This window comes from Marinitoga sp. 1138, from assembly GCF_013363265.1.
Classification (GTDB): Bacteria; Thermotogota; Thermotogae; order Petrotogales; family Petrotogaceae; genus Marinitoga; species Marinitoga piezophila.
Map to the genome: position 1 here is coordinate 167,506 of NZ_LBFA01000006.1, position 22,327 is coordinate 189,832.

The 22,327-nt window shown below is 28.4% G+C and carries 17 protein-coding genes and 1 riboswitch; of the genes, 12 read left to right on the forward strand and 5 right to left on the reverse strand.

Going from position 1 to position 22,327, the window contains the following annotated elements:
- Window positions 1-56: 56 nt before the first annotated feature.
- From XO11_RS02725 to XO11_RS02775, 11 genes are all read left to right on the forward strand, one after another.
- Window positions 57-2,261, forward strand: a complete 2,205-nt coding sequence (locus XO11_RS02725; RefSeq protein WP_175418126.1) for an iron ABC transporter permease — start codon at window positions 57-59, stop codon at window positions 2,259-2,261.
- Between the two features lie 5 nt (window positions 2,262-2,266).
- Window positions 2,267-3,358: an ABC transporter ATP-binding protein gene (locus XO11_RS02730; RefSeq protein WP_175418127.1), complete on the forward strand. Its 1,092-nt coding sequence runs from the start codon at window positions 2,267-2,269 to the stop codon at window positions 3,356-3,358.
- An 82-nt stretch (window positions 3,359-3,440) separates the two neighbouring features.
- Window positions 3,441-4,199, forward strand: a complete 759-nt coding sequence (locus XO11_RS02735; protein ID WP_175418128.1) for a TlyA family RNA methyltransferase — start codon at window positions 3,441-3,443, stop codon at window positions 4,197-4,199.
- 66 nt (window positions 4,200-4,265) lie between these two features.
- A riboswitch (purine riboswitch) is annotated at window positions 4,266-4,367 on the forward strand.
- A 64-nt stretch (window positions 4,368-4,431) separates the two neighbouring features.
- The gene (gene guaA / locus XO11_RS02740; protein ID WP_014296047.1) at window positions 4,432-5,946 is read left to right on the forward strand and encodes a glutamine-hydrolyzing GMP synthase; all 1,515 of its coding nucleotides are present in this window, start codon (window positions 4,432-4,434) and stop codon (window positions 5,944-5,946) included.
- A gap of 14 nt (window positions 5,947-5,960) precedes the next feature.
- Window positions 5,961-7,415 (forward strand): IMP dehydrogenase, encoded by a 1,455-nt coding sequence (gene guaB / locus XO11_RS02745; RefSeq protein WP_175418129.1) that lies wholly within the window; start codon window positions 5,961-5,963, stop codon window positions 7,413-7,415.
- Window positions 7,416-7,530: 115 nt separating this feature from the next.
- Window positions 7,531-8,649: an MFS transporter gene (locus tag XO11_RS02750; RefSeq protein WP_014296049.1), complete on the forward strand. Its 1,119-nt coding sequence runs from the start codon at window positions 7,531-7,533 to the stop codon at window positions 8,647-8,649.
- An 18-nt stretch (window positions 8,650-8,667) separates the two neighbouring features.
- The gene (locus XO11_RS02755) at window positions 8,668-10,416 is read left to right on the forward strand and encodes a M3 family oligoendopeptidase (protein ID WP_014296050.1); all 1,749 of its coding nucleotides are present in this window, start codon (window positions 8,668-8,670) and stop codon (window positions 10,414-10,416) included.
- A gap of 558 nt (window positions 10,417-10,974) precedes the next feature.
- On the forward strand, window positions 10,975-11,253 hold the full coding sequence (locus tag XO11_RS02760; protein ID WP_014296051.1) for an uberolysin/carnocyclin family circular bacteriocin: 279 nt from the start codon (window positions 10,975-10,977) through the stop codon (window positions 11,251-11,253).
- Between the two features lie 1,334 nt (window positions 11,254-12,587).
- The gene (locus tag XO11_RS02765) at window positions 12,588-13,073 is read left to right on the forward strand and encodes an integral membrane protein (RefSeq protein ID WP_014296053.1); all 486 of its coding nucleotides are present in this window, start codon (window positions 12,588-12,590) and stop codon (window positions 13,071-13,073) included.
- 24 nt (window positions 13,074-13,097) lie between these two features.
- Window positions 13,098-13,691, forward strand: a complete 594-nt coding sequence (locus XO11_RS02770) for an ATP-binding cassette domain-containing protein (RefSeq protein WP_014296054.1) — start codon at window positions 13,098-13,100, stop codon at window positions 13,689-13,691.
- Window positions 13,684-14,181 carry a hypothetical protein gene (locus tag XO11_RS02775; protein ID WP_175418130.1) on the forward strand — a complete coding sequence of 166 codons (498 nt, stop codon included), beginning with the start codon at window positions 13,684-13,686 and terminating at the stop codon, window positions 14,179-14,181. The genes XO11_RS02770 and XO11_RS02775 overlap by 8 nt, the downstream gene beginning before the upstream one ends.
- A gap of 51 nt (window positions 14,182-14,232) precedes the next feature.
- On the opposite strand, the gene XO11_RS02780 is transcribed toward XO11_RS02775, so the two are convergent.
- The 5 genes from XO11_RS02780 to XO11_RS02800 form a co-directional block, all read right to left on the reverse strand.
- The gene (locus tag XO11_RS02780) at window positions 14,233-16,071 is read right to left on the reverse strand and encodes an alpha-amylase (RefSeq protein ID WP_175418131.1); all 1,839 of its coding nucleotides are present in this window, start codon (window positions 16,069-16,071) and stop codon (window positions 14,233-14,235) included.
- Window positions 16,072-16,296: 225 nt separating this feature from the next.
- Window positions 16,297-18,957, reverse strand: a complete 2,661-nt coding sequence (locus tag XO11_RS02785; protein ID WP_175418132.1) for a M1 family aminopeptidase — start codon at window positions 18,955-18,957, stop codon at window positions 16,297-16,299.
- Entirely contained in the window at window positions 18,954-19,862 is a 909-nt protein-coding gene (locus tag XO11_RS02790; protein WP_217671613.1) for a DUF4097 family beta strand repeat-containing protein, read from the reverse strand. Before XO11_RS02790 ends, XO11_RS02785 begins: the two co-directional genes overlap by 4 nt.
- A 23-nt stretch (window positions 19,863-19,885) precedes the next feature.
- Complete coding sequence (locus tag XO11_RS02795) at window positions 19,886-20,260, reverse strand: DUF2089 domain-containing protein (RefSeq protein WP_014296059.1); 375 nt, start codon at window positions 20,258-20,260, stop codon at window positions 19,886-19,888.
- A gap of 131 nt (window positions 20,261-20,391) precedes the next feature.
- Window positions 20,392-20,979 carry an isochorismatase family protein gene (locus XO11_RS02800; protein ID WP_014296060.1) on the reverse strand — a complete coding sequence of 196 codons (588 nt, stop codon included), beginning with the start codon at window positions 20,977-20,979 and terminating at the stop codon, window positions 20,392-20,394.
- A gap of 198 nt (window positions 20,980-21,177) precedes the next feature.
- On the opposite strand from XO11_RS02800, the gene XO11_RS02805 reads away from it, so the two are divergent.
- Window positions 21,178-22,326 carry an alanine--glyoxylate aminotransferase family protein gene (locus tag XO11_RS02805; RefSeq protein ID WP_014296061.1) on the forward strand — a complete coding sequence of 383 codons (1,149 nt, stop codon included), beginning with the start codon at window positions 21,178-21,180 and terminating at the stop codon, window positions 22,324-22,326.
- Window position 22,327: the final 1 nt, after the last annotated feature.

Sequence of the window (22,327 nt, forward strand, 5' to 3'; positions counted from 1 at the left end):
ACCTACCAGACGGCTAAATAGCCGTCTGGTTAAAATAATATTCAGGAGTTGAAAATATGTTCACAAAAAAGAAGATAATATACTTTCTATTATTTTTACTTATTGTTGCTTCTGCAGATATATGGATATTCTCCAGCATAAAGGATTCATATACAAAAATAATAAATGATAATATTCTTGAAACTGGGAAGATAATATTTTCTTCTGTTTCTGATAAAACAGAGGATATTGATTCATGGATTTCTAACGTCGAAAATAATTATGAAAATATACGAATTATATATATAAAAGGGCTTCCTCAATTTGAGGAAACTACAGAGTTTTATAAAGATAAAGAATTTTATGAATTTTATAAATCCAAACTTTCCGATCCTATTTTTGAAAAAGGATTAGAAAGTGCTGTATATAGCGAATACTTTTTAACGGATAATATGTATTCGTTAGATAATTCGCAGTATAAGATAGTTTTTGCCCCAATATTAACTTCTGAGTATGATATAGTGGGAATAGGAATAATGTTTTTTAATATGGAAGGATATTTAAAATTCTATAGACTATTAAATATTTTTGCTGTTTCAATAATTGTGGCATTTGTTTTGGTATATGGGATTATTCTCTTTTCAAGAGATCCTGTAATGAATTTTATTATATTAGGATTATTTGTTATTGTAGGTATATTCACTGCATATCCTCTTTTCGAAGCAGTAAGGCTTACATTTATAAAAAACGGTGAGTTTTCCATGGAAATATGGAAAAAAATACTCACCACTGATCAATATTTAAAGGCTTTCTGGGGAAGTATTAAACTTGGTATTTCAACTGCCACACTTTCAACATTAATAGGCTTTCTATTTGCATTTACCTTAACAAGAACATCTATAAAAGGAAAGAAATTTTTCAGCACAATAGCTACATTACCTGTTATTTCTCCACCATTTTCTTTAACATTATCCATATTATTGCTATTTGGAAACAATGGACTTATTACAAAAAAAATATTGCATTTGCAAAATTTTAGTATATACGGTTTAACGGGATTAACCCTTGTTCAAACAATGGGAATGTTCCCAATAGCCTATTTAACCATGGCAGGAATACTTCATGCAATAGATTCCACATTGGAAGATGCTGCACTTGATTTAAACGCATCAAAATTAAAAACATTCTTAACGGTTACATTACCGTTGTCAGTACCTGGAATATTAAGCGCATGGCTTCTTGTATTTACCAATTCACTTGCTGATTTTGCAAACCCATTGATATTATCTGGAAATTATAGAGTACTTTCTGTTGAGGCTTATCTTGAAGTTACTGGTATGAATAGATTGGGAAATGGTGCAGCATTATCATTGTTGTTATTAATGCCAACCATTACTGCTTTTCTTGTCCAGAGATTCTGGGTATCAAAAAAATCATTTGTTACCGTAACAGGAAAACCTTCACCACGTATTACTGAATTGGTATCAAAACCTGTTAAAGTAACTTTGGTAACCTTAATGGTATTAATAGTGGTATTTTTGATTTCATTATACGGTACAATTGTAGCTGGATGTTTCGTGAAAAATTGGGGTATTGATTATACATTTACACTCGAAAACATCAAAGAGGCTCTTCAAAGAGGTAAAGATGCAATTACAGACACTGTAACGCTTGCAACAATTGCAACACCTCTTGCTGGAATTCTTGCAATGCTCACAGCATTAATTCTTGTTAGAAAAAACTTTAAAGGAAAGAGAATATTTGAAATACTTATAATGGCTCCATTTGCTATTCCTGGAACATTAATAGGTATCAGTTATATTCTTGCATTTAATAAACCACCATTAATATTAGTAGGAACAGGAGCTATCATAGTTATAAATTATATTATCAGGGAATTGCCAGTTGGCGTTGAAGGCGGAGTTGCAGCATTAAGACAAATAGATCCATCAATAGAAGAGGCTGCTCAGGATCTTGGTGCCGATGTACCAACGGTATTTAAAACCATAGTACTGCCATTATTAAGGCCTGCATTTATTTCAAGTTTATCCTACACATTTGTCAGGTCAATGACAGCTGTTAGTGCTGTAATATTCTTAATATCAGCAAAATGGTATCACATTACTGTTTTGATATATAATTTCTCAGAAAATCTGAGATTTGGTTTAGCCAGCGTTCTTGCAACAACATTAATCATTATAGTGCTTATAGCCTTTGGATTAATGCGATTAATAGTAAGACAAAGTGAAACACTTGAAAAAACCGTTTCCGGTGAGAGGTGAAAATTATGAAGAAAAAACAGGTATCCTTAAGATTGGAAAATGTAACTAAAATATTCAAGGACAGGAAAAATAATACAGAGGTAATAGCAGTAAACAATTCTACCTTTGAAATAAAACCAGGAGAACTCATTACATTGCTTGGACCTTCTGGTTGCGGAAAAACTACTACATTGCGTATGGTTGCCGGATTTGAATTACCAACGAAAGGAAAAATATATATAGGAAATGAAGACGTAACTTTCCTACCTCCTAATAAAAGAGATACTGCAACTGTTTTCCAGAGTTATGGATTGTTTCCACATATGACAGTATTTGACAATGTAGCATATGGTTTGAAATTAAGAAAATTATCCAGGGAAGAAATAGAAAAACGTGTTTTTGAAGCGCTTGAAATGGTTGGATTAAAGGATTTAGCATCAAGGGCACCATCAAGACTATCAGGAGGACAACAACAAAGGGTTGCGCTGACACGTTCAATTATAGTAGAACCGGCTATATTGCTCCTTGATGAACCACTCTCCAATTTAGATGCTTTACTCAGGGAACAAATGAGAATTGAAATTAAAAAAATACAGAGAAAATTAGGAATTACAGCTATATATGTTACGCATGATCGTGTTGAAGCAATGAGTTTGTCTGACAGAATAATAGTAATGAAAGATGGAAAAATTATGCAAATTGGAACACCTGTTGAAATATATGAAGATCCAATCTCTAAATTTGTAGCCGGATTTATAGGGAAGGTTGCCTTTTTTACAGTTGATGTAATAGGAAAAGAAAATGACAATATAGTAATTGATTTTAAAGGAAGAAAATTAATTATGAAAAAGTATGATAAAGAGTTAAATAGCGGAGATAAAGGTGTTTTAATGGCAAGACCAGAGTCTCTAATTTTAAAAGAAGAAAAAGAAGGGTTAATAGAAGGAAGGATAAAAATAAATGTATATCTCGGAAATACTGTAGAATCATTTATTGATACAGAATACGGTGAAATAATGGTTCAAATTGATAATCCTGGACAAAAAAAGATTTTCCCGGAAGGTGCTGCAGTTTCTATAGACATTGTCCCTGAATTGTGTAAGGTATTTAAGGAATAATAAAATTATTGCAAATGAGGCTTTGAATAAAAAGCCTCATTTCATTTTAAGAACGGTATGATATAATTTAATAAAAGGCTTATTGAAAAATCTTGAATTTTATAGAAAGGGTGATGGAAAAATTAGATTGGATATATTTTTAGTTAATAATAAATACGTTGATTCACGTGAAAAAGCACAAAGGCTCATAAAAGAAGGAAAGGTTTATGTAAATAATCAAAAAATTACAAAACCATCTAAAAAAGTAGATGAAAATGCTACAATAAAAATTACAGAAACAGAAAAATACGTAAGCAGAGCTGCATATAAATTATTAAAGGCTATTAAAGAATTTCAACCTAAAATAAATAACAAAATATGTGCAGACATTGGTTCCTCTACAGGAGGATTTACTCAGGTATTACTGGAAAATGGTGCAAAAAAAGTTTACTGTATAGATTCAGGAACAAATCAGCTTCATGAAAGCTTAAGAAATAATGAAAAAATAGTTTTAATGGAAAACACAAATGCTCGATACCTTAGAAAAGAAGATTTTGAATCTGTAGAATTTTTTACCAGTGATGTTTCTTTTATTTCAATTACAAAAATTATTCCATCAATAAAAGAAATTACTGCTAATAATGCAGAGGGAATAATACTCATAAAACCTCAATTTGAATTGGAACCATCAAAATTATCAAAAGGTATAGTTAAAAAGGAAGAATATAGAGAAGAAGCTATAAAAAAGGTTTTTAATTCATTAATTGAAAATGGATTTGAAATAAAAGGAATGGTAGAATCACCAATTAGAGGTAAAGACGGTAATATTGAATATCTGGTCTATATAAAGAAAATCAATTAACAGAGTATTAATTATAAAGCAAAAAAAATAACGTTTTTATCTGTTAAAATACAGAAAAAATTAAATATTCTGGAATTTTTCTTTTCCTATATAATTCCGGTAATATGGTCCGGAAGTCTCTACCAGATGGCCGTAAACCATCTGACTATAGGAAAAGGGGAGCTTAATATATATAATAATATATAATGCACCTCTTTTCCTAAGAGGTGCATTATTTTTATAGGAGGTGCCTATGAAAAAAGTATTGATTATTGATTATGGTTCGCAATATACACAACTATTAGCAAGACGTATTAGAGAAATGGAAATCTACTCTGAAGTTGCTCCACATGACGCTGAAATCACCAATTTAGAAGATATAACAGCTATTATACTATCTGGAGGTCCAAAAAGCGTTAATGATAAGGATGCGTTAGAAATTCCTGATTGGATATTCAAGTTAGATGTTCCAATATTGGGAATCTGTTATGGAATGCAGGCATTGGCAAAAAAACTTGGGGGCAAAGTTGAGAAAACAGAAGTTTCTGAATATGGAAAAACAATAATAAAAGTAAGCAATAACGTATTATTCTCAGAAATACCGGAAAAGATTATAACCTGGATGAGCCATGGCGATTCTGTTGTTGCACTTCCAGAAGGAAGCGAAATTATTGCTACTACTTATAATGGTATAAATGCTGCTGTAAAGTTTTCTGAAAAAATTTACGGGATTCAATTTCATCCAGAAGTAAAACACACAGAATTTGGATTTGAAATACTTGAAAATTTCCTCATTAAAATTGCAAAACTGGAAAAAAACTGGTCTCTTGAAAATCTCATCGAAAATAAAATAAAAGAAATAAAAGAAACAGTTGGTAATTCAAAAGCCATCATTGCACTTTCTGGCGGAGTAGATTCTTCTGTTGCTGCAGTATTGGTACACAAAGCCATAGGGGAACAATTGAAAGCAGTGTTCGTAAACCACGGATTAATGAGATTAAATGAAGAAATTGAAGTAAAAAAGATATTCAATGAATTATTAGGTATAAATCTTACAGTTGTAGATGCACAAAAAAGATTTTTATCTAAATTAAGCGGTGTTACTGATCCTGAAAAGAAAAGAAAAATAATAGGAGAAGAGTTTATACGCGTATTTGAAAACGAAGCAACTAATGAATATGAATTTCTCGTTCAGGGAACTATATATTCTGACGTAATTGAAAGTGCCGCATCAGGAAAAAATACGGCAAAAATAAAGAGCCACCACAATGTAGGCGGATTGCCGGAAGATATGAAATTTAAAATAATAGAACCTTTAAGGAATCTTTTCAAAGATGAAGTAAGAGAAGTTGGAAAATTATTGGGAATACCTGAACATATATTATACAGACATCCATTTCCTGGTCCAGGATTGGCAATACGTATAATTGGAGAAATCACAGAAGAAAAGCTAAATATATTAAAAAAAGCGGACCATATATTTATAGAAACATTAAAAGAGTTTAACTGGTATAACAAAGTATGGCAGGCTTTTACTGTTTTAACACCAATAAAGAGCGTTGGCGTTGTTGGCGATGAAAGAAGTTATGATTATGTGCTTGCAATACGCTCTGTAGATAGCGTAGAAGGAATGACTGCTGATTGGTCAAAAATCCCTTTTGAAATACTTGAAAAAGCCTCAAGTCGTATTGTAAATGAAGTAAATGGTGTTGGAAGAGTTGTATATGACATAACCTCAAAACCCCCGGCAACAATTGAATGGGAATAGAAAGGAGCGATAAAATGTTTAGAGAAGGATTGACATTTGATGATGTATTATTATTACCAAAATACAGTGAAGTAATTCCTTCGGAAGTTGAAACAAAATCCATACTTGTTAAAGATATATATTTAAACACACCTTTTCTTTCAGCAGCAATGGATACAGTAACTGAAGGCTTAATGGCAAAAGCAATAGCCCATGAAGGCGGTATTGGTATAATTCATAAAAATCTAACTATAGAAGAACAGGCTCATGAAATAGAAAAGGTAAAAAAAGCGGAAAATGGCATAATATACGATCCAATAACAATAACTCCAGACACAACAATATACGAAGCGGAAAAATTAATGGCTGAATACAAAATAGGGGGATTACCTGTTGTAGATGAAAATAATAAATTATTGGGAATATTGACAAATAGAGATATGCGTTTTGAAAAAAACACATCAAAAAAGGCAAAAGAATTAATGACACCTTTTAAAGACCTTGTTGTCGCAGGGCCACACATTACAGTAGTTGAGGCAAAAGAAATACTTCATCAAAATAAAATAGAAAAATTACCTATTATAAATGAAAATAATGAATTAATTGGTTTAATAACAATAAAAGATATAATATCCGTAGTTGAACATCCAAATGCTTCAAGAGATAAAAAGGGAAGATTATTAGTTGGTGGAGCAATTGGGGTTTCTGATGGGTTAGAACGTGCAAAAGCTCTTATAAAAGCAGGTGTTGATGTATTGGTACTCGATTCAGCACATGGTCATTCAAAAAATATACTGGAGACATTGAAAAAAATAAAAAGCAAATATCCTGAAGTACCTATTATTGCTGGAAACATTGCAACAGCAGAAGCAGCAAAAGACTTAATAAAAGCCGGTGCAGATGCTGTAAAAGTAGGAATTGGCCCCGGTTCTATTTGTACAACAAGAATAGTTGCTGGTATTGGAGTTCCACAATTAACAGCAATAATGGATGTAGTTAGCGTTGCAAAAAAATATAATATACCTGTAATAGCTGATGGGGGAATACGATATTCAGGAGATATAGTAAAAGCATTGGCTGCTGGTGCCAATACCGTAATGCTTGGCAGTTTATTTGCAGGAACAGAAGAAGCTCCCGGTGAAACTATACTTTATCAGGGAAGGAAATACAAAACATATAGAGGAATGGGTTCAATTGGAGCAATGAAAAGAGGTAGTAAAGATAGATATTTCCAGAGCAATGTAGAAGAAACAGAAAAGCTGGTACCAGAAGGTGTAGAAGGAATGGTGCCTTATAAAGGAAAAGCAAAAGAAGTAATTTATCAATTGCTTGGCGGATTAAAGGCTGGAATGGGATACATAGGCGCAAAAAATATTGAAGAATTGCATAAAAAAGCAGAATTTATAAAAATCACAGCTGCAAGTATGAAAGAAAGTCATCCTCATGATATATCCATCACCAAAGAATCGCCAAATTATTCAATAAAGTAATACTATTTATGATGCGGCTACATTTGTAGCCGCATTATTTATATAATAAATTATTGGACAATTTTTAATTTTTGTGGTATAATTTTGTTCGTAAAACTAACAAAGGGGTGATACAGTGACTTTCGCCATTTCAATTGCTCATTTTTTAGCGGACTTCTTAAACTCTTTCTTCAAACCGTTAGGTCCATACTTTATTGAAAGATATAATATTGACAGTAGAACATTTACAAGCTTACTTTCTTTAATAGGTGCATTGTCATCGATTTTGCAAATATTTTTTGGATTATATTTTGATAGGAGAAAACGCGATGGTGTATATATTATTTCTATATTGATAATGGAAATAATATTGATTTCTATCTTAGGATTTGTAAACAGTTTCTGGATTTCACTGATAGTAATATTTTTTACAAGATTGTTTAATTCTGCTTTTCATCCTATTGGTGCCAGTTTTGCAGGAAGAGAGAACAAAGGACATCATATTGCCTGGTTCTCAGTATTTGGAACATTTGGAGCTGCAATGGGACCAATATTTATTACAATGTATCTCAGCATAGTTGGATTTGAAAAAATCTATTACGTTGGGCTTATAGCATTATTATTTATTCCTTATTTATATAAAAAATTATGGAAATATGAAAAACAACAAATAGCAGAAAAAAGATTCCCTCAACTTTCTGAAGCACTTACATTAATTCCTATTTTTTTAATGGTAACCCTAAGAGGTTTTGTAATGGATATATTCCATACATTTGTACCTATATACGTTAATTTGCACGGTGCCAGTCTTGTTGTAGGTGGTGCCACTTTAAGTATTGGTATGATTATTGGAATGTTTACCAATTTCTATGGAACAAAATTAATGGAAAAAATAGGTATTAGATTTATAAATTTAATTGGTTTCCTTGGAATGGGTATTGCCGGTATATTATTATTAATGGTTGATACATCATTTTTAAGAATAATAGCCTTTGCATTATTTGATGCCTTTGGATTTTTAACAATGTCAGCAAATATTGTTGAGGCACAGAGTCTAATGCCTAAAAATAAAAGTTTTGCTTCATCGGTATCAATGGGATTTGCCTGGGCTATAGGAAATTTCATATCCAGTGGATATGCTGCAATTTTTGGAAATAACGTCTCTTTTGTTTTATATAGCGTTAGCATATTTTCCATATTTCTTGGTATAATATATCCTATATACTATAAAAATAAAAAAAGATTTAATAATTAAATTTCAGGAGGTGTGAAAATGAAGTGGGATTTAACTTTTTTCTATGATTCACCAGAAAATGAACAAATTAAAAAGGATTTTGAAAATGCGCTTGAAGGAGCAAAAAAGTTAAAAGAAAAATATTATCCTATACTTTCTTCAAAAGAATTATCAGCTAAAGAGGTTAAAAATTTTCTTGAAGAATTGGAAAAACTTATTGAAAAACCATATTTTGCAATGCAATATGCAAGTTTATTATACTCTGCAAATACTCAGGATAAAACAGCTCAAAAATTAGTTGCTATGGGACAGGATTACCTTACAAAAGGAGAAATGGAACTTTCATTCTGGAAACCTGTATTATTAAGCCATTCACTTGAAAAGCTTGAAGAATTAAAAAATTCACCTGAATTAGAAAAGTATAAACATGTACTTGAAGTATTAATTGAAGAAAAACCTCATGTTTTAAGTGAAGACGCTGAAAAAGCTTTATCTGCTTTAGAACCTGCTGGAAGAAGAGCATTTAGCAAGTTATATGAAAAATTAGTTTCCTCATATACATTTGAAATTGAAATTGACGGTGAATTAAAAACAATGACAGGTGCTGAAATTCGTTCATTAAGACAACATCCTGACAAAGATTTAAGACAAAAAGCAATGAAAATGTTCTTTGAAAGATATGAAAAGGATAAAATCATATTAGAAAGCACATTTAATTCAGTTGCAAAATATTACGATACAGAAAGCAAATTAAGAAACTATCCAGAACCAATTTCCATGAGAAATATGGCAAATGAGGTTAAAGATGAAATTGTAAAAATGGTAATAGATGTAACCACAGAGCAAACACCTATTGTTCATAAATACTATAAATGGAAAAGAGATTTCCTTGGATACGATATAACCCTTGCTGACATCTATGCACCATTAAAACCGGTAAAAAAGGAAATATCCTTTGAAGATGCAAAAAAATTGGTACTTGATGCCTACTATGAATTTGACAAAGAGATTGGGGATATTGTAAAATCATTCTTTGATGAAAACAGAATTGATTCTGAAATTCAACCTGGAAAACGTGGTGGAGCATTCTGTTCATATAATATTCCTAACTACAAACCATTTATATTACTCAACTATACAGGAAACATGAGAGATGTAATGACATTAGCACATGAACTAGGACATGGTGTGCATGGGACATTATCTTCAAAACAGTCATTATTAAATTATCATACACCATTAACAATGGCAGAAGTAGCTTCTGTATTTGGCGAAATGCTCGTAATGGACAAATTACTAAAGGAATTAGAAGGCGAAGAAAAACAGATGTTTATAGCTTCAAAAATAGAGGATATGTTCGCAACAATGTTCAGGCAAAACATGTTTGCTAGATTCGAAATACAGTCACACAAAATGATTGATGAAAATGGAATGGCTTCATGGGAAGAATTGTCAGAATTATATGAAAAAGAATTAAAAATAATGTTTGGTGATTCTGTAAAAATCCCTGAAGAATACAAATACGAATGGAGCACAATACCTCATATGCTTGCAGTACCATTCTATGTATATGCATATAACTTTGCAAATCTTCTTGTAATTGCATTATATGAAAAATATCTTGAAGAAGGAAAAGCATTTATCCCGAAATATAAAGAATTATTATCCAGCGGTGGAAATGCAGCTCCAGAAAAATTACTTGAAAAACTGGATATTGATATTACTAAAAAAGAATTCTGGGAAAAAGGCTTTAAATATATAGAAAGAGAACTAATTAATAAGTTATAAAAAGAAAACAGCCATATATTATGTGTCTGATAGACTGAAAACAAACCTCTTTGCTAAATCAAGCAAAGAGGTTTGTTGTTCTAAATATGCGACAAAAAAAGAAAAATTAATTATAATTTTACTCGGATTTCACATTATATATTGATATCTTTTTTTCTTTTTGATATAATGATTGTGAAATAAATAATTAAAAACTAATATCTTTTGATTATAGTGTAACAAATATTAAAAATATATATTTGTTAGGTTTTATTATGAATTATTAGTTATAAATTTCACAATATTATCAGTGATATTATTATAATAGCTGGTATAAATGGATATAGTTACAGAAAAAAATCTTTAAAAACCGTTATTCAAATCAATATTATAAGTAAGAGGTCAATTTTTTACCCCAGGGGGTCAAAAGTTATTAGTTGACATTTGCATTCAGTCGGCTGAGTTCTTCTGGTACCAGATGAAATATACGATAGAACTTTCTTAATTATATTATAAAAACTCTTTGAAAACATTTTCTCAAACTTTAATATAATACTTAATCAAAGGAGGAGGAGTCTTATGAAGAATAAAAATATATTTTTTATAGAAATTTTTATAACCCTTAGTCTTTTTAGTGTCTTTTTTACTTTTTCAAGTATTAATTTAGCATCTATGCTTGGAATCTCAAAACATGCAGCTGAAAAGGTTATAGATATCATTGATACATTTTCAACGGTAACAACAATTATTTCAATTATTACAGCAGTTATTGGAGCAGGAGCAATTACAGCAGGACTTGTTGCTGTTGCAAAAAAAATGATAAAAAAATATGGCAAAAGATATGCAACTATGTGGTAATCTTTTTTAATTAAAAAGGGAAGAATGATTTAATCATTCTTCCCTTTTCAAGGAGGAGATAAATATCAAATTACTCATAAAATATTGGATAAATAATTTTAAAATAGTTGAAGATACATTTATAAACTCCTTTATTTTTTTGTTCGTATATATTTTCATGATCTTAAGTTCTTTTTTTCTATATATTTTTCTTCTAGATAAAAATAATTTTTTAATAATTTATTTTTTTTCATTTCTATTATTTGACTATAATTTTCCTAATATTATTTCACTATTAAAACAGTATAGAAATGTACATTATTTAGTATCCAGGGAAGTTACTGCTAAATATGTTATATTTACTTTTTTAAGATTGAATCTTTTTAGCAGTATATTTATTATTTCAAATATATTGTTATTTTTATTATATTACAATGATTATAAAAAACTATTATTTTTGTTAATTAATTTTTTACTTCAAATTACCTTATTTTTTGTGAAAATATATACAAAGAAGGAAAAGTATATACTTATAGTTTTTGTTTTTCTTTATTTATTGTATATTTTAAAAATAAACATATTATTTTTTATTCCTGTTATTATTATTAATGTTATATTTTTATATCGCACATGGTTTTCACAATTAAAAAATATAATTATTAATGATAAAAAGTTTTCAGAATACCTTTTTTATTCAGAAAAAATTACTTCATGTCACTCTTTAATACTTTTTTTTAAGAGATTACCATTAAAAGAGTATGCTGAATTCATATTCGTTTGTTTTGGAGCAATTATTACCTATCATTTTTTTGGATTATATTCAGCAGAATATTTTTTAATAATTTTGTTACTAGCAGAATTAGAGATAGTTTTTGAAAAAAATTTTTTAAATTTTGACAGAGAATATAGTAAATATATATTTTTTAAAACCACAATACGTCCATATAAAAATTGGTTTCTTAATTCATATGAATTGAAAATAGGAATTATTTTTACCGTTATTATATTTTTATTTTTGTTTTTTATAGTATTTTCTGAAGGATTAAATTTTTACATTTTATTATTTTTTATAAATCTTCTTTTACTAATGGTGTACATAGTAAAATCTTATATTTTCGTTTATTACAAATCTCTTGAAAATAAAAGAAAAATAAATCATTATTTTTTGTTTGCATTTATAATATTTGTGGCAATAATTTTTCAAGTTCCTGATATGTATAGTAAAATCTTTTTTAAAATCCAAGGGTATCGCAAAATATATGGAGAATTCTTTAAAATTACCTTTTTGATGATTTTAAATATATTTAATATCCATAAACTGATATCTGATTATATTTTTAAAAAAAGGTGAATGTATGCCAAGAAAAAGACATATTTCTATTTATCTAATATTGTACCTATTTTTATGTTTTGAATTAATATATTTTTATGATAAGATATTTTGTTTATCCGGGGAAATATATGCAATACCACAAAAACATAGCTTTAAATTAGCTATTGATATTATATTAAATAATTTAAAAAATTTTATATCTTATATATTTTTATTTCCTTTAATGCCAGTATTCTGGATAATTGATCTATTTTCAACAACCTGGAGTATTTATATTGGTATAAAATCAGTAGGTTTATATAATACTTTTGATAAACTTTTTCCACATATTGTTATAGAATTTCCAAATTATATTATCTATTCTTATATATCCTATTGCCTTATGCTTAATTTTTATAGATTTAAATACAATGTGATTTTAAAAATATTTTCTGAATATAAGAGCATTTTATTAATAAATATTTTTTCTATTATAATAAGTGGGTTTGTAGAAGGTTTAATATCCTAATAAATAATAGGAGGAAAATTCTAAATGCTTGAACTTAAAAACTGCTCTAAGAAATATGGAAATAAAGTTATTTTTGAAAATGTATCCTATACTTTTTATAATAATATATATTGGTTAAAAGGAGAAAACGGAATAGGAAAAAGTGTATTTCTTAGATGCCTTTCAAATATAGAAGAATTTAGTGAAGGAATATATAAAAATAATTTTAAAAAAATTTTGTATATTCCAGAATTTTCACTTAATGAAGACTGGCTAACATTAGAAGAAAATATAAGATTATTTATGTATTATCATAATATAAAAATTACAGAAAATACCTTTAAAGAGATTTTAAAAAAATTAAATATAAATGATTTTTCCATATTTCCTTATAAAGCGTCTATGGGGACAAATTTAAAAACAATTTTTTCATTAATTTTTATACCAAAAGTGTGGAGTTTAATTGTAATTGATGAAACTCTTTCTCATATTGATATAAAAACACAAAATATTATATTTAATGAGTTAAAAAAAAGAGTATCTGAAGGAACAATAATAATATTTACTTATCACGGAATTTTAAATAGTCATAAATTTATAGAATTAACCTTAAAAAAGGAAGGGATATTTTGTGATTAAAAAAGAACACATTATTTTTCTTTTAACTTATATTGGTGCATTATATATATTTATTTCTTTTATTTTTGAATATTTTCAAAATAATCCTGAAATGAAAAAAAATATTGTTGATTTAGCTCAAAATACAGATATAAATATTTTATATTTAGATAAAATAATTATAGTTATTTCTTTTATTATTTTTTTCTTTTCATTTGTAATAGAGATATGGTTAAATAAATTATTTTTTGATTTTTTCTATTTGAAAATTAAAGAATTAAAGTTAGCAATAGGTATTTTAATAAGTAACATCTTCTCTATATTGATAGGTATCTTCCTTTTAAAAATAAAAATAAAATTTTATATATTACTTGTATTTACAAATTTTATTGGAATACTGATAATGATTATTTTATTTTCTGACGAATTAAAAAATAAAAAATTGTATTATGGTATATTTTTTGGCATAGTATATAGTATAAATTTTGTTATCCATTATTTTGGTAAATAAACCTTATTTTTTAAAATTAATATGGTCACCTTTTTGGTGACCATATTAATTTTATTCTTCTACCCAAACAGAGACAGAACCTCCATTAACTTTAAATTCTGCCCATCCATAATCATTTGTCCAAATTTCCTCTTTTATATTCCCCAGCAAATCTATAAACTTTGTTTTTTTCTTTCCAACATACATCCATTTGCTTCCACCAGGACCATCCGAAAGTATTACTGCCATGCTTTTTGGGTGTTCTTCGTCTCCCAATCTTGTCCAACCAATTATGTCTTGGTGATCTAAATAATCATATTGCTTTCCATATGAATATAACTTTCTTGCTTCAATAAGTTTTTTAATTGTCCTATATTGTTCTTTTATTCCAGGAGCACCATACATATCCCCATAAAAAACACATGGATAACCATCTTTTCGCAATAGAATCATTGCATAAGCTAAAGGTTTAAACCAATCCTGTACAGGAGAAGATAAAGACTGACCAGGCTGTGTGTCATGATTTTCAACAAAAGTAACAGCTTTTATAGGATTTTTCTGAACAAGTGTTCCATTAAAAATATTTCTCATGTCATAATAGCCCCCAGAATTCGATGCCTCGTAAAAATGTTGATGCAATGGAACATCAAAGAGAGACATTCTACCTTCTGTTTTTGATATATAATTTTCTAGTTTATTAATATCTGTACTCCAATATTCTCCAACTGTAAATAATTCTTTTCCTAATACATTTCTCATATAATCCAGCCAATCATTAAAAAAACTAAATTTTATGTGTTTTACAGCATCTAATCTAAATCCATCAATTTTTGTAAAATTAACATACCATTTACCCCATTTTTTAAGTTCTTGTACAACTTCAGGATGATCCATATCAAGATCTGCACCCATTAAATAATCATAATTAAAATTTTCATCATCCACTTCCCAATCCCATGCCTTTCCAATTCCATTAAACCTGAATATAGCTTTTTCACCAGTGTTTTGATCCCAATCTACACCATCAAAATGATACCATCTCCATTTAAAATCTGAATATTTATTATTTCGTCCTGGAAAATTAAAAAGTGTCCATGCTTTTATTGTTTTATTTTCAATTTCAATATTCCTATTATTCCATGAAACTTTTGTTGCATTAACCCATTCTGTATTATCTGCTCCCATTTTATGATTAAATACAATATCGCCATAAACCTGTATATTATATAAATGGGCATTTTCAATTAATTTTAAATATTGTTCTTTCGTTCCGTATTTTGTTGAAATAGTACCTTTTTGATTGAATTCTCCAAGATCATACAAATCATAGACTCCATACCCCACATCACTTTTTCCTGCCTGCCCTTTATATGCTGGTGGAAGCCATAATGCCGTTATCCCCATTAAGGCTAAATCTGGAATTTTTTTTGATAACTCTACCCATAATCCGCTTTTGGTTTTCTCATTATATTCTGGCAAATACCATTGAAAGGCCTGTAGCATTACACCATTTACAGCTTTTATATATTTTTCAACTTTTATATAATGAGTATCATCATAAAAAGTTATTTTATAAGTGGTGTAAGGTTCAACTTCATAATCATTAGCGGGATAACTTTCTTTCCAATCACCAAAATGATCTATCTTAAATCTTGGTTTTCCATAACCATCTCCATTATTAAATTTAATTATAATTTGCCATGTATGAGGACCTATTTTAGACATATGAGTAATTCCCCAATTGTTTGGTGTGCCTCTAAAATATGCATTCCCCCATTCACTTTTAACTTCTTTTAAAATTTGTTTCTTTTCATGATATGATGTTTTCAGAGTTTGGTTAACACATCCATTTAAAATGAAAAAAAAAGATAAAAAAAACATAAAAACAAAAGTTACCACTAACTTTTTCATTTTTCCTCTCCTTTCATAAAAGATGTTATTTTTTTTTAAGTATAGAAATTATATAATTCTTAGTTTAATTTTAAAAAGATAGAAAATAAAAGTTAATATACAAAAATTAAAAATATCACCTTATAATCAATAATAAAAACAAATAATACATCATAATAATAAAAAACTCTAATGCAGGTATTAAATATAATAAATACCCACATTAGAGAAAAGTAATTAAATTTATTACTGTATTAAATTTCTTATAGCTACATTCAATGTTGTTGTTAATGATAAGGTTAGATTATATTTATTTAATTCTGGAGAATAGAATCCTGCAAGTTCGAGATTTAAAGGAATCATTGAATCGGTTAAGAAATAAAGTTTTGGCGATAATACAATTGATGTCCCTAATAAATTCTTTTCATCGGTATATTTATATAAAGCATTCAATGATATATTTACATTACCTAAAGAAAATAGATTATATACATTTAAACGATTTTCAGCATAAAAAGTCTGATGAAACAATTCAACATCCAATCCATAATAATATTTAACCTTGCTAAATTCAAAAGTAAATGTATTTGGAAATTCTTCATCAAATATTACTTCCCTGCCATTAAGCGCATTAAACATCTCAGCATTTGAATATGCAACTTCTATACTGAAAGAATTAAAAAACTTTGAATAATTATCAAAGAAATATGCTGCATTTCCAATAATTCCATAATTATATTCATTATCTTCATTCATAAAATAATAACTACCATTTGTATATAATCCTGAATTAAATAATTCAGAAACTTCAAATCCAGTATATACATAATAATTTTCTAAATCAAAAAGTTTTAAACCACCATAAAAAGCTTTATTCCCTGTTAATATTTTTGAAGGTAATCCTATATCAAGTTTTTGAGGTAATGCAAATAATAAATCAACATTAAATTCCTGAAATTTATTAATATAATCAAATGAAAAGTCCGATGAAAGTGAAAGCCATGGTGACGGATTGTATTTACCAATAAAATAAATACCTTCATATATTAGTTTTTTATCAAACCATGAATAGAAATCTTTTGGTTTTTTCATTAATGAAAAATATCCTACACCTAAAGAATAATATGGATATGCTTCAAATGCTAAATAAGCCGTACTTTTTGATTCTAAAATATTTATTGGTTCATAATCTGTTTCAAAATTTATAGAATACGAATCATAATCTGAATAATTTGAATTTTCAGGAATTAAATTTGATTTTATTATTACAGGATAATGATTGTTTCTTCTATTCACATCAAATGTATGCATATCAGGATCAATATCTATTCTTTTTATATTGGAAATATCGTATTTTAATACGGTACTATCTGTTGTTACAAAATCTATTGTAGCCTCTTTAGTTATAACCTGAACTCTAACTGGAACATGCTTATTATCTAAATCTATAACGAAATGATTATCCTGATATTTTATTGATGGATCGAAATTCTCTTTACTTTCAAATAAATCATATACAATTTCTTTTTTAACTCCATTCTTTATAAGAAATTCATAAAATTCTTCCTCTGAAGGATCTTTCTCATTATATTGTTTATAATACTTCGCAAGTAGTTCTGTGAATTTCTTTCTGGTTAATAGTTCTTCTAAAGAAAATAATGCTCTTTTTCCTTTTATATAATAAATTGAGGAAGCAAAGTTATATGGAATTTCATCAATGTTATCAGAAACTGCATTTTCTATATCAAAATACTCTAAATAAAATATACTTTTTTGATCCATTTCTGAAAATGTTTTGGGCATATTTTTAACAAGAGATTCTGTTAAAAAATCTGGCAAATAAAAGTTCATTAATGGATCATTATCATACTTTTCAAACATGGAAATATGCGCAGAATAATCTGCAAAAGCCTCACTCATGAAATTATTGTCAAAAAAATCAACGCCAACACCTATTCCAAACCAGAGATGTGCCAATTCATGTGATACTACATAAAATGTAAGTGGCTCAGTCAATCCCGGCAATAATAAATCTGCTGTGGTAAAAAATCCATCCCCAAGCAAAAACATTCCATCTGCTGCCATTCCATACATTCCCGGATATGGATCCTGAACTACATTTATATGAGAATACTTTAATTTCCCATAATTTTCTGTATGTATTTCAAGCGCTTTTATTACATGCGTTGCCATTACAGCAGCTCTTTGTTCCTGGCCTTTTTTATACCAGATAGAAATTTCATAATCTCTGGCTTTAAGCTTTAATTCATTATAAACGTTTTTTTTCACAAACACTATTGGAAAAGAACGAAATTTTCCTTCTGAAACATAATAACCATCTATATATTTGCCAGAAAATACAGGAATATAATCTTTATTATTAATAGAATTAAACCTAACTTTTATATTATGCGCTTTTAATACATATCCGCCATTCTCTGGAAGTATCATTGGATACCATCCAAAACGCCATATAAATATGTCCTGATATGCAACATTATCAGCACCGTTCATTTTTACAAAATATGTTTTAAACTTGATATGTATCTTCCTTTTATCTGTTTTTACAAGTAACACGCTATTTTTCAATTGATATTTTCTCAAATATTTAGAGTTATAATCTCCAATTGTATAATCCAGAGGTTCATTTTTCTCATCAGTAACCGTTAAAATCTCCATTTTTGTTTTACTATTAGATTCAAATAATGCATTTAGATATGGATTGTCTTTGCTATCCAAATTTGGATATAATATAAATTGAGGTTTTTCGCCATTTTCCAATTCAACAGTCATATTTCCCCAAACAGCTGCTTCATCAGGAAGAAAGGTTAAATCAATTGTATATTTTGCTGAAAATACTATCACAAAAGATAATATAACCATAATAATCAGTAATACCTTTTTCATTTATTTCCCCCTCCAAGCATTTCATCAAGGAATTTAACAGCATTTTCTTCTGTATAACCTATACTTTCAAGAAGTTCTATGGCAAAAGAACGTGTTATTTTTTCAGTAAGCAATAACTCTAAAATCTTCTTTTCTTCAATTGTTAATACCATATTTTCCTCCTTTAAATTAGAAGAGTCTTTTAAATTTTCATTAACTTTATTATTCTCCTTGTTTATTTTTTCAACATTTTCAATTCTTTTTAATTCAATATTTAAATCACCAGAAACACTTATAAAATCAATTATTCTATTTTCTCTTTTTTGATTAAATTCCACATCTATACCTTTTAAATATATATCTCCACTTGCTGTTTTTTTATTTACATAAACCTTTTCATTTCCAGCAATAACTAAATCACAATCACCAGAAACATTCTTTACATAAACCTTTTCAAAGTCTTCGATTAAATAATCCACACTTAAATCACCAGAAACATTCTTAAAGTCTATAACCTTACATGGAGTTTTTGAAATATCAAGATCACCACTGGTACTTGAAAAATTGATTACATCAATGGAAGAGTTATTTATGTCAGTATCTCCAGAAACAGTTTTTATATCAAATTTTTTTAAAGTTATGCCGTTACAGTCACAATCACCGGTAACACTATTAATTGAAAGTTCTTCAATATCTTTAGAAATTTTTAATGTTGCATCACCATATACTCCACCTGAAAATCCAAAAAATTTCTTTAAAAAGGAATTTTCTTCTTTTTTTACCTCGATAATCCATGTATCTCCTTTTACGTTTTCAACAATTTCACAATCCGATGGAAGATCATCATACTCAAAAATATTTGTTTCATTTTTTGATGAAACAACATCAAGATCAATACCTACTGCTTTAATAACAATCTTCTTCACTCCATCCCGCGTTAAGATTCCATTCATTCTTTATTCCCCTTTCCTTTTAAGATTTCTTTGGCTTCTTCAGGAGTAAGTTCTCCTTTTTCTATTTTTTCAAGGATTTTCAAGGTATCAACTGTATTCTTTTTCTCATCAAATCCCATAGCCCTTACAACACCTTCAAGCCTTGCTTTTGCTGTTGGATATGATATGCCTATTTCTTTTTGAACATCAGAAAGATTTCCTCTGTTTTTAATAAATATCTTTAAAAAATATAATTGTTCATCTGAAAGTTTTGCAAAATCATCAAGGTGGAAACTACCTTTTATTGTAATATCACATGTTGGACATCTAAATTCAGAAATAACAAGATCACCACCACATACAGGACATCTGGTTAAACGTTTTTTCTTCATCATGTCACCTCCAGGAATTTAAAAATTTTTATTTACATAATAAATAATACCACTTAACTTTAAAAAAGTCAAGTGGTATTATTAAAAAAATAAAAATCCATATTCAAATAATTTTATTATATGATTTTAATTTAAATAATTTCAATATTAACCTTTAATTTTTCTAAGTCCAAAATTTCTTTCATACTTTTTCCATTTACACTTTTTATGAAATCTTCAATTACAGCAACATCATATCCTTTTTTAATTGCAGTTTTAATTGTTGCAAGGACACATACATCACCAGCAAGTCCAAAAATAATAAGTTTTTTAAAGTTATTTTCTCTAAGAAATTTATCCAGTTCTGTTTCATTTTTTGTTTCCATATCCTCGTAAAATGCTGAATAACTATCTGTATTTTCTGTTGTTCCTTTTTTTACGAGGAAATCATAATGTTTTATAAATAATTCATTTCCATATGTTCCTTTTATACAATGAGGTGGCCATTCATTAAATGATTTGTGATTTTCAGGATGATCATCTTTACTTGCAATAATGGTATAACCAATATCTTTTGCTTCCGCTATAAATTCATTAACCTTTTCTATCCATTTTTCATCCGTACCTTCTACAGGCAATTCTTCTGGACATCTAAGAGTAAAACCATTTTGGCAATCAACACATAAAATTGCAGTATCTTTAATATCATAGTTTAAATCTTTCATTTTTTCAACATACATATAAAAAACCTCCTTTTTGTTAATTCATCTTTAATTATACTAAAAAATAGGAAAAATGCAAAAAAGACAAATATAATGAAAAATTTTTCATTATTTGATAAATTTCGAGAATAACCGTTGCTTTGTAAAGTTTTTGAGGTAAAATAAGTATGGTATAATAAGATGGAAAATTACAATCCAATAAGGAGGGATATAAAAATGGCAAAGATGATAAGAAAAAATTATTTGTTGGCACCAGGTCCAACACCAGTTCCAATTGATTTATTATTAGAAGGTGCAAAGGATACAATTCACCACAGAACACCTCAGTATTTAGAAATTCAAAAGGTTGCTTTAGATGGTGCTAAATATATTTTCAGAACTGAAAATCCTGTATTTATTTTATCCTCTTCAGGTACAGGAGCTATGGAAACAGCTGTTGCAAATACCTTAAATCCAGGAGATAAAGCAATAGTTGTTGTAGCAGGTAAATTCGGAGAAAGATGGATGGAAATTGCAAAAGCTTATGGAATAGATCCAATAGTAGTTGACCTTGAATGGGGAGATTATGTAAAACCAGAAACAATAAAAGAATTATTAGAAAAAAATCCTGATGTAAAAGCTGTATTTACAACATTAAGTGAAACATCAACAGGTACAGTTCATCCAATAAAAGAAATTGCTGAAATAGTTAAAGATACAAATGCAATAATGGTTGTAGATGCTATTAGTGGTATGTTAGCTCAACCATTAGAAATGGATGCATGGAATCTTGATATTGTAGTAACAGGTGTTCAAAAAGGATTTATGATGCCTCCAGGTATCGCTTTAATATCAGTTAGCGATAAAGCATGGAAAGTAATCGACGAAAATAAAAATTATCATTATTACTTTGATTTAAAAGCATACAAAAAGAAATATCCAGATTCACCATACACACCACCAGTTAACCTAGTATATCAATTAGCAAAATCAGTTCAAATGATTGAAGAAGAAGGTATTGAAAATGTATGGGAAAGACACAGAATTATGGCTGATGCCACAAGAGCTGCAGTTCAAGCAATGGGATTAGAATTATTTGCTAAAAATCCTGGAAATGTTTTAACTTCAGTAAAAGTTCCTGAAGGTGTTGATGGAGGTAAAATATTAAAATATTTAAGAGATGAAGAAGGAGTAACATTTGCTGGTGGTCAAAATCACTTAAAAGGTAAAATAATAAGAATTGCACATCTTGGTTATATGTCAAAATACGATGTAATTGTTGGAATAAGTGCTCTTGAAATGGCATTAAAGAAATTCGGATTTGATGTTGAATTAGGTGTAGGTGTTAAAGCAGCACAGGAAGTATTCATGAAAGAAGGTGTTTAAT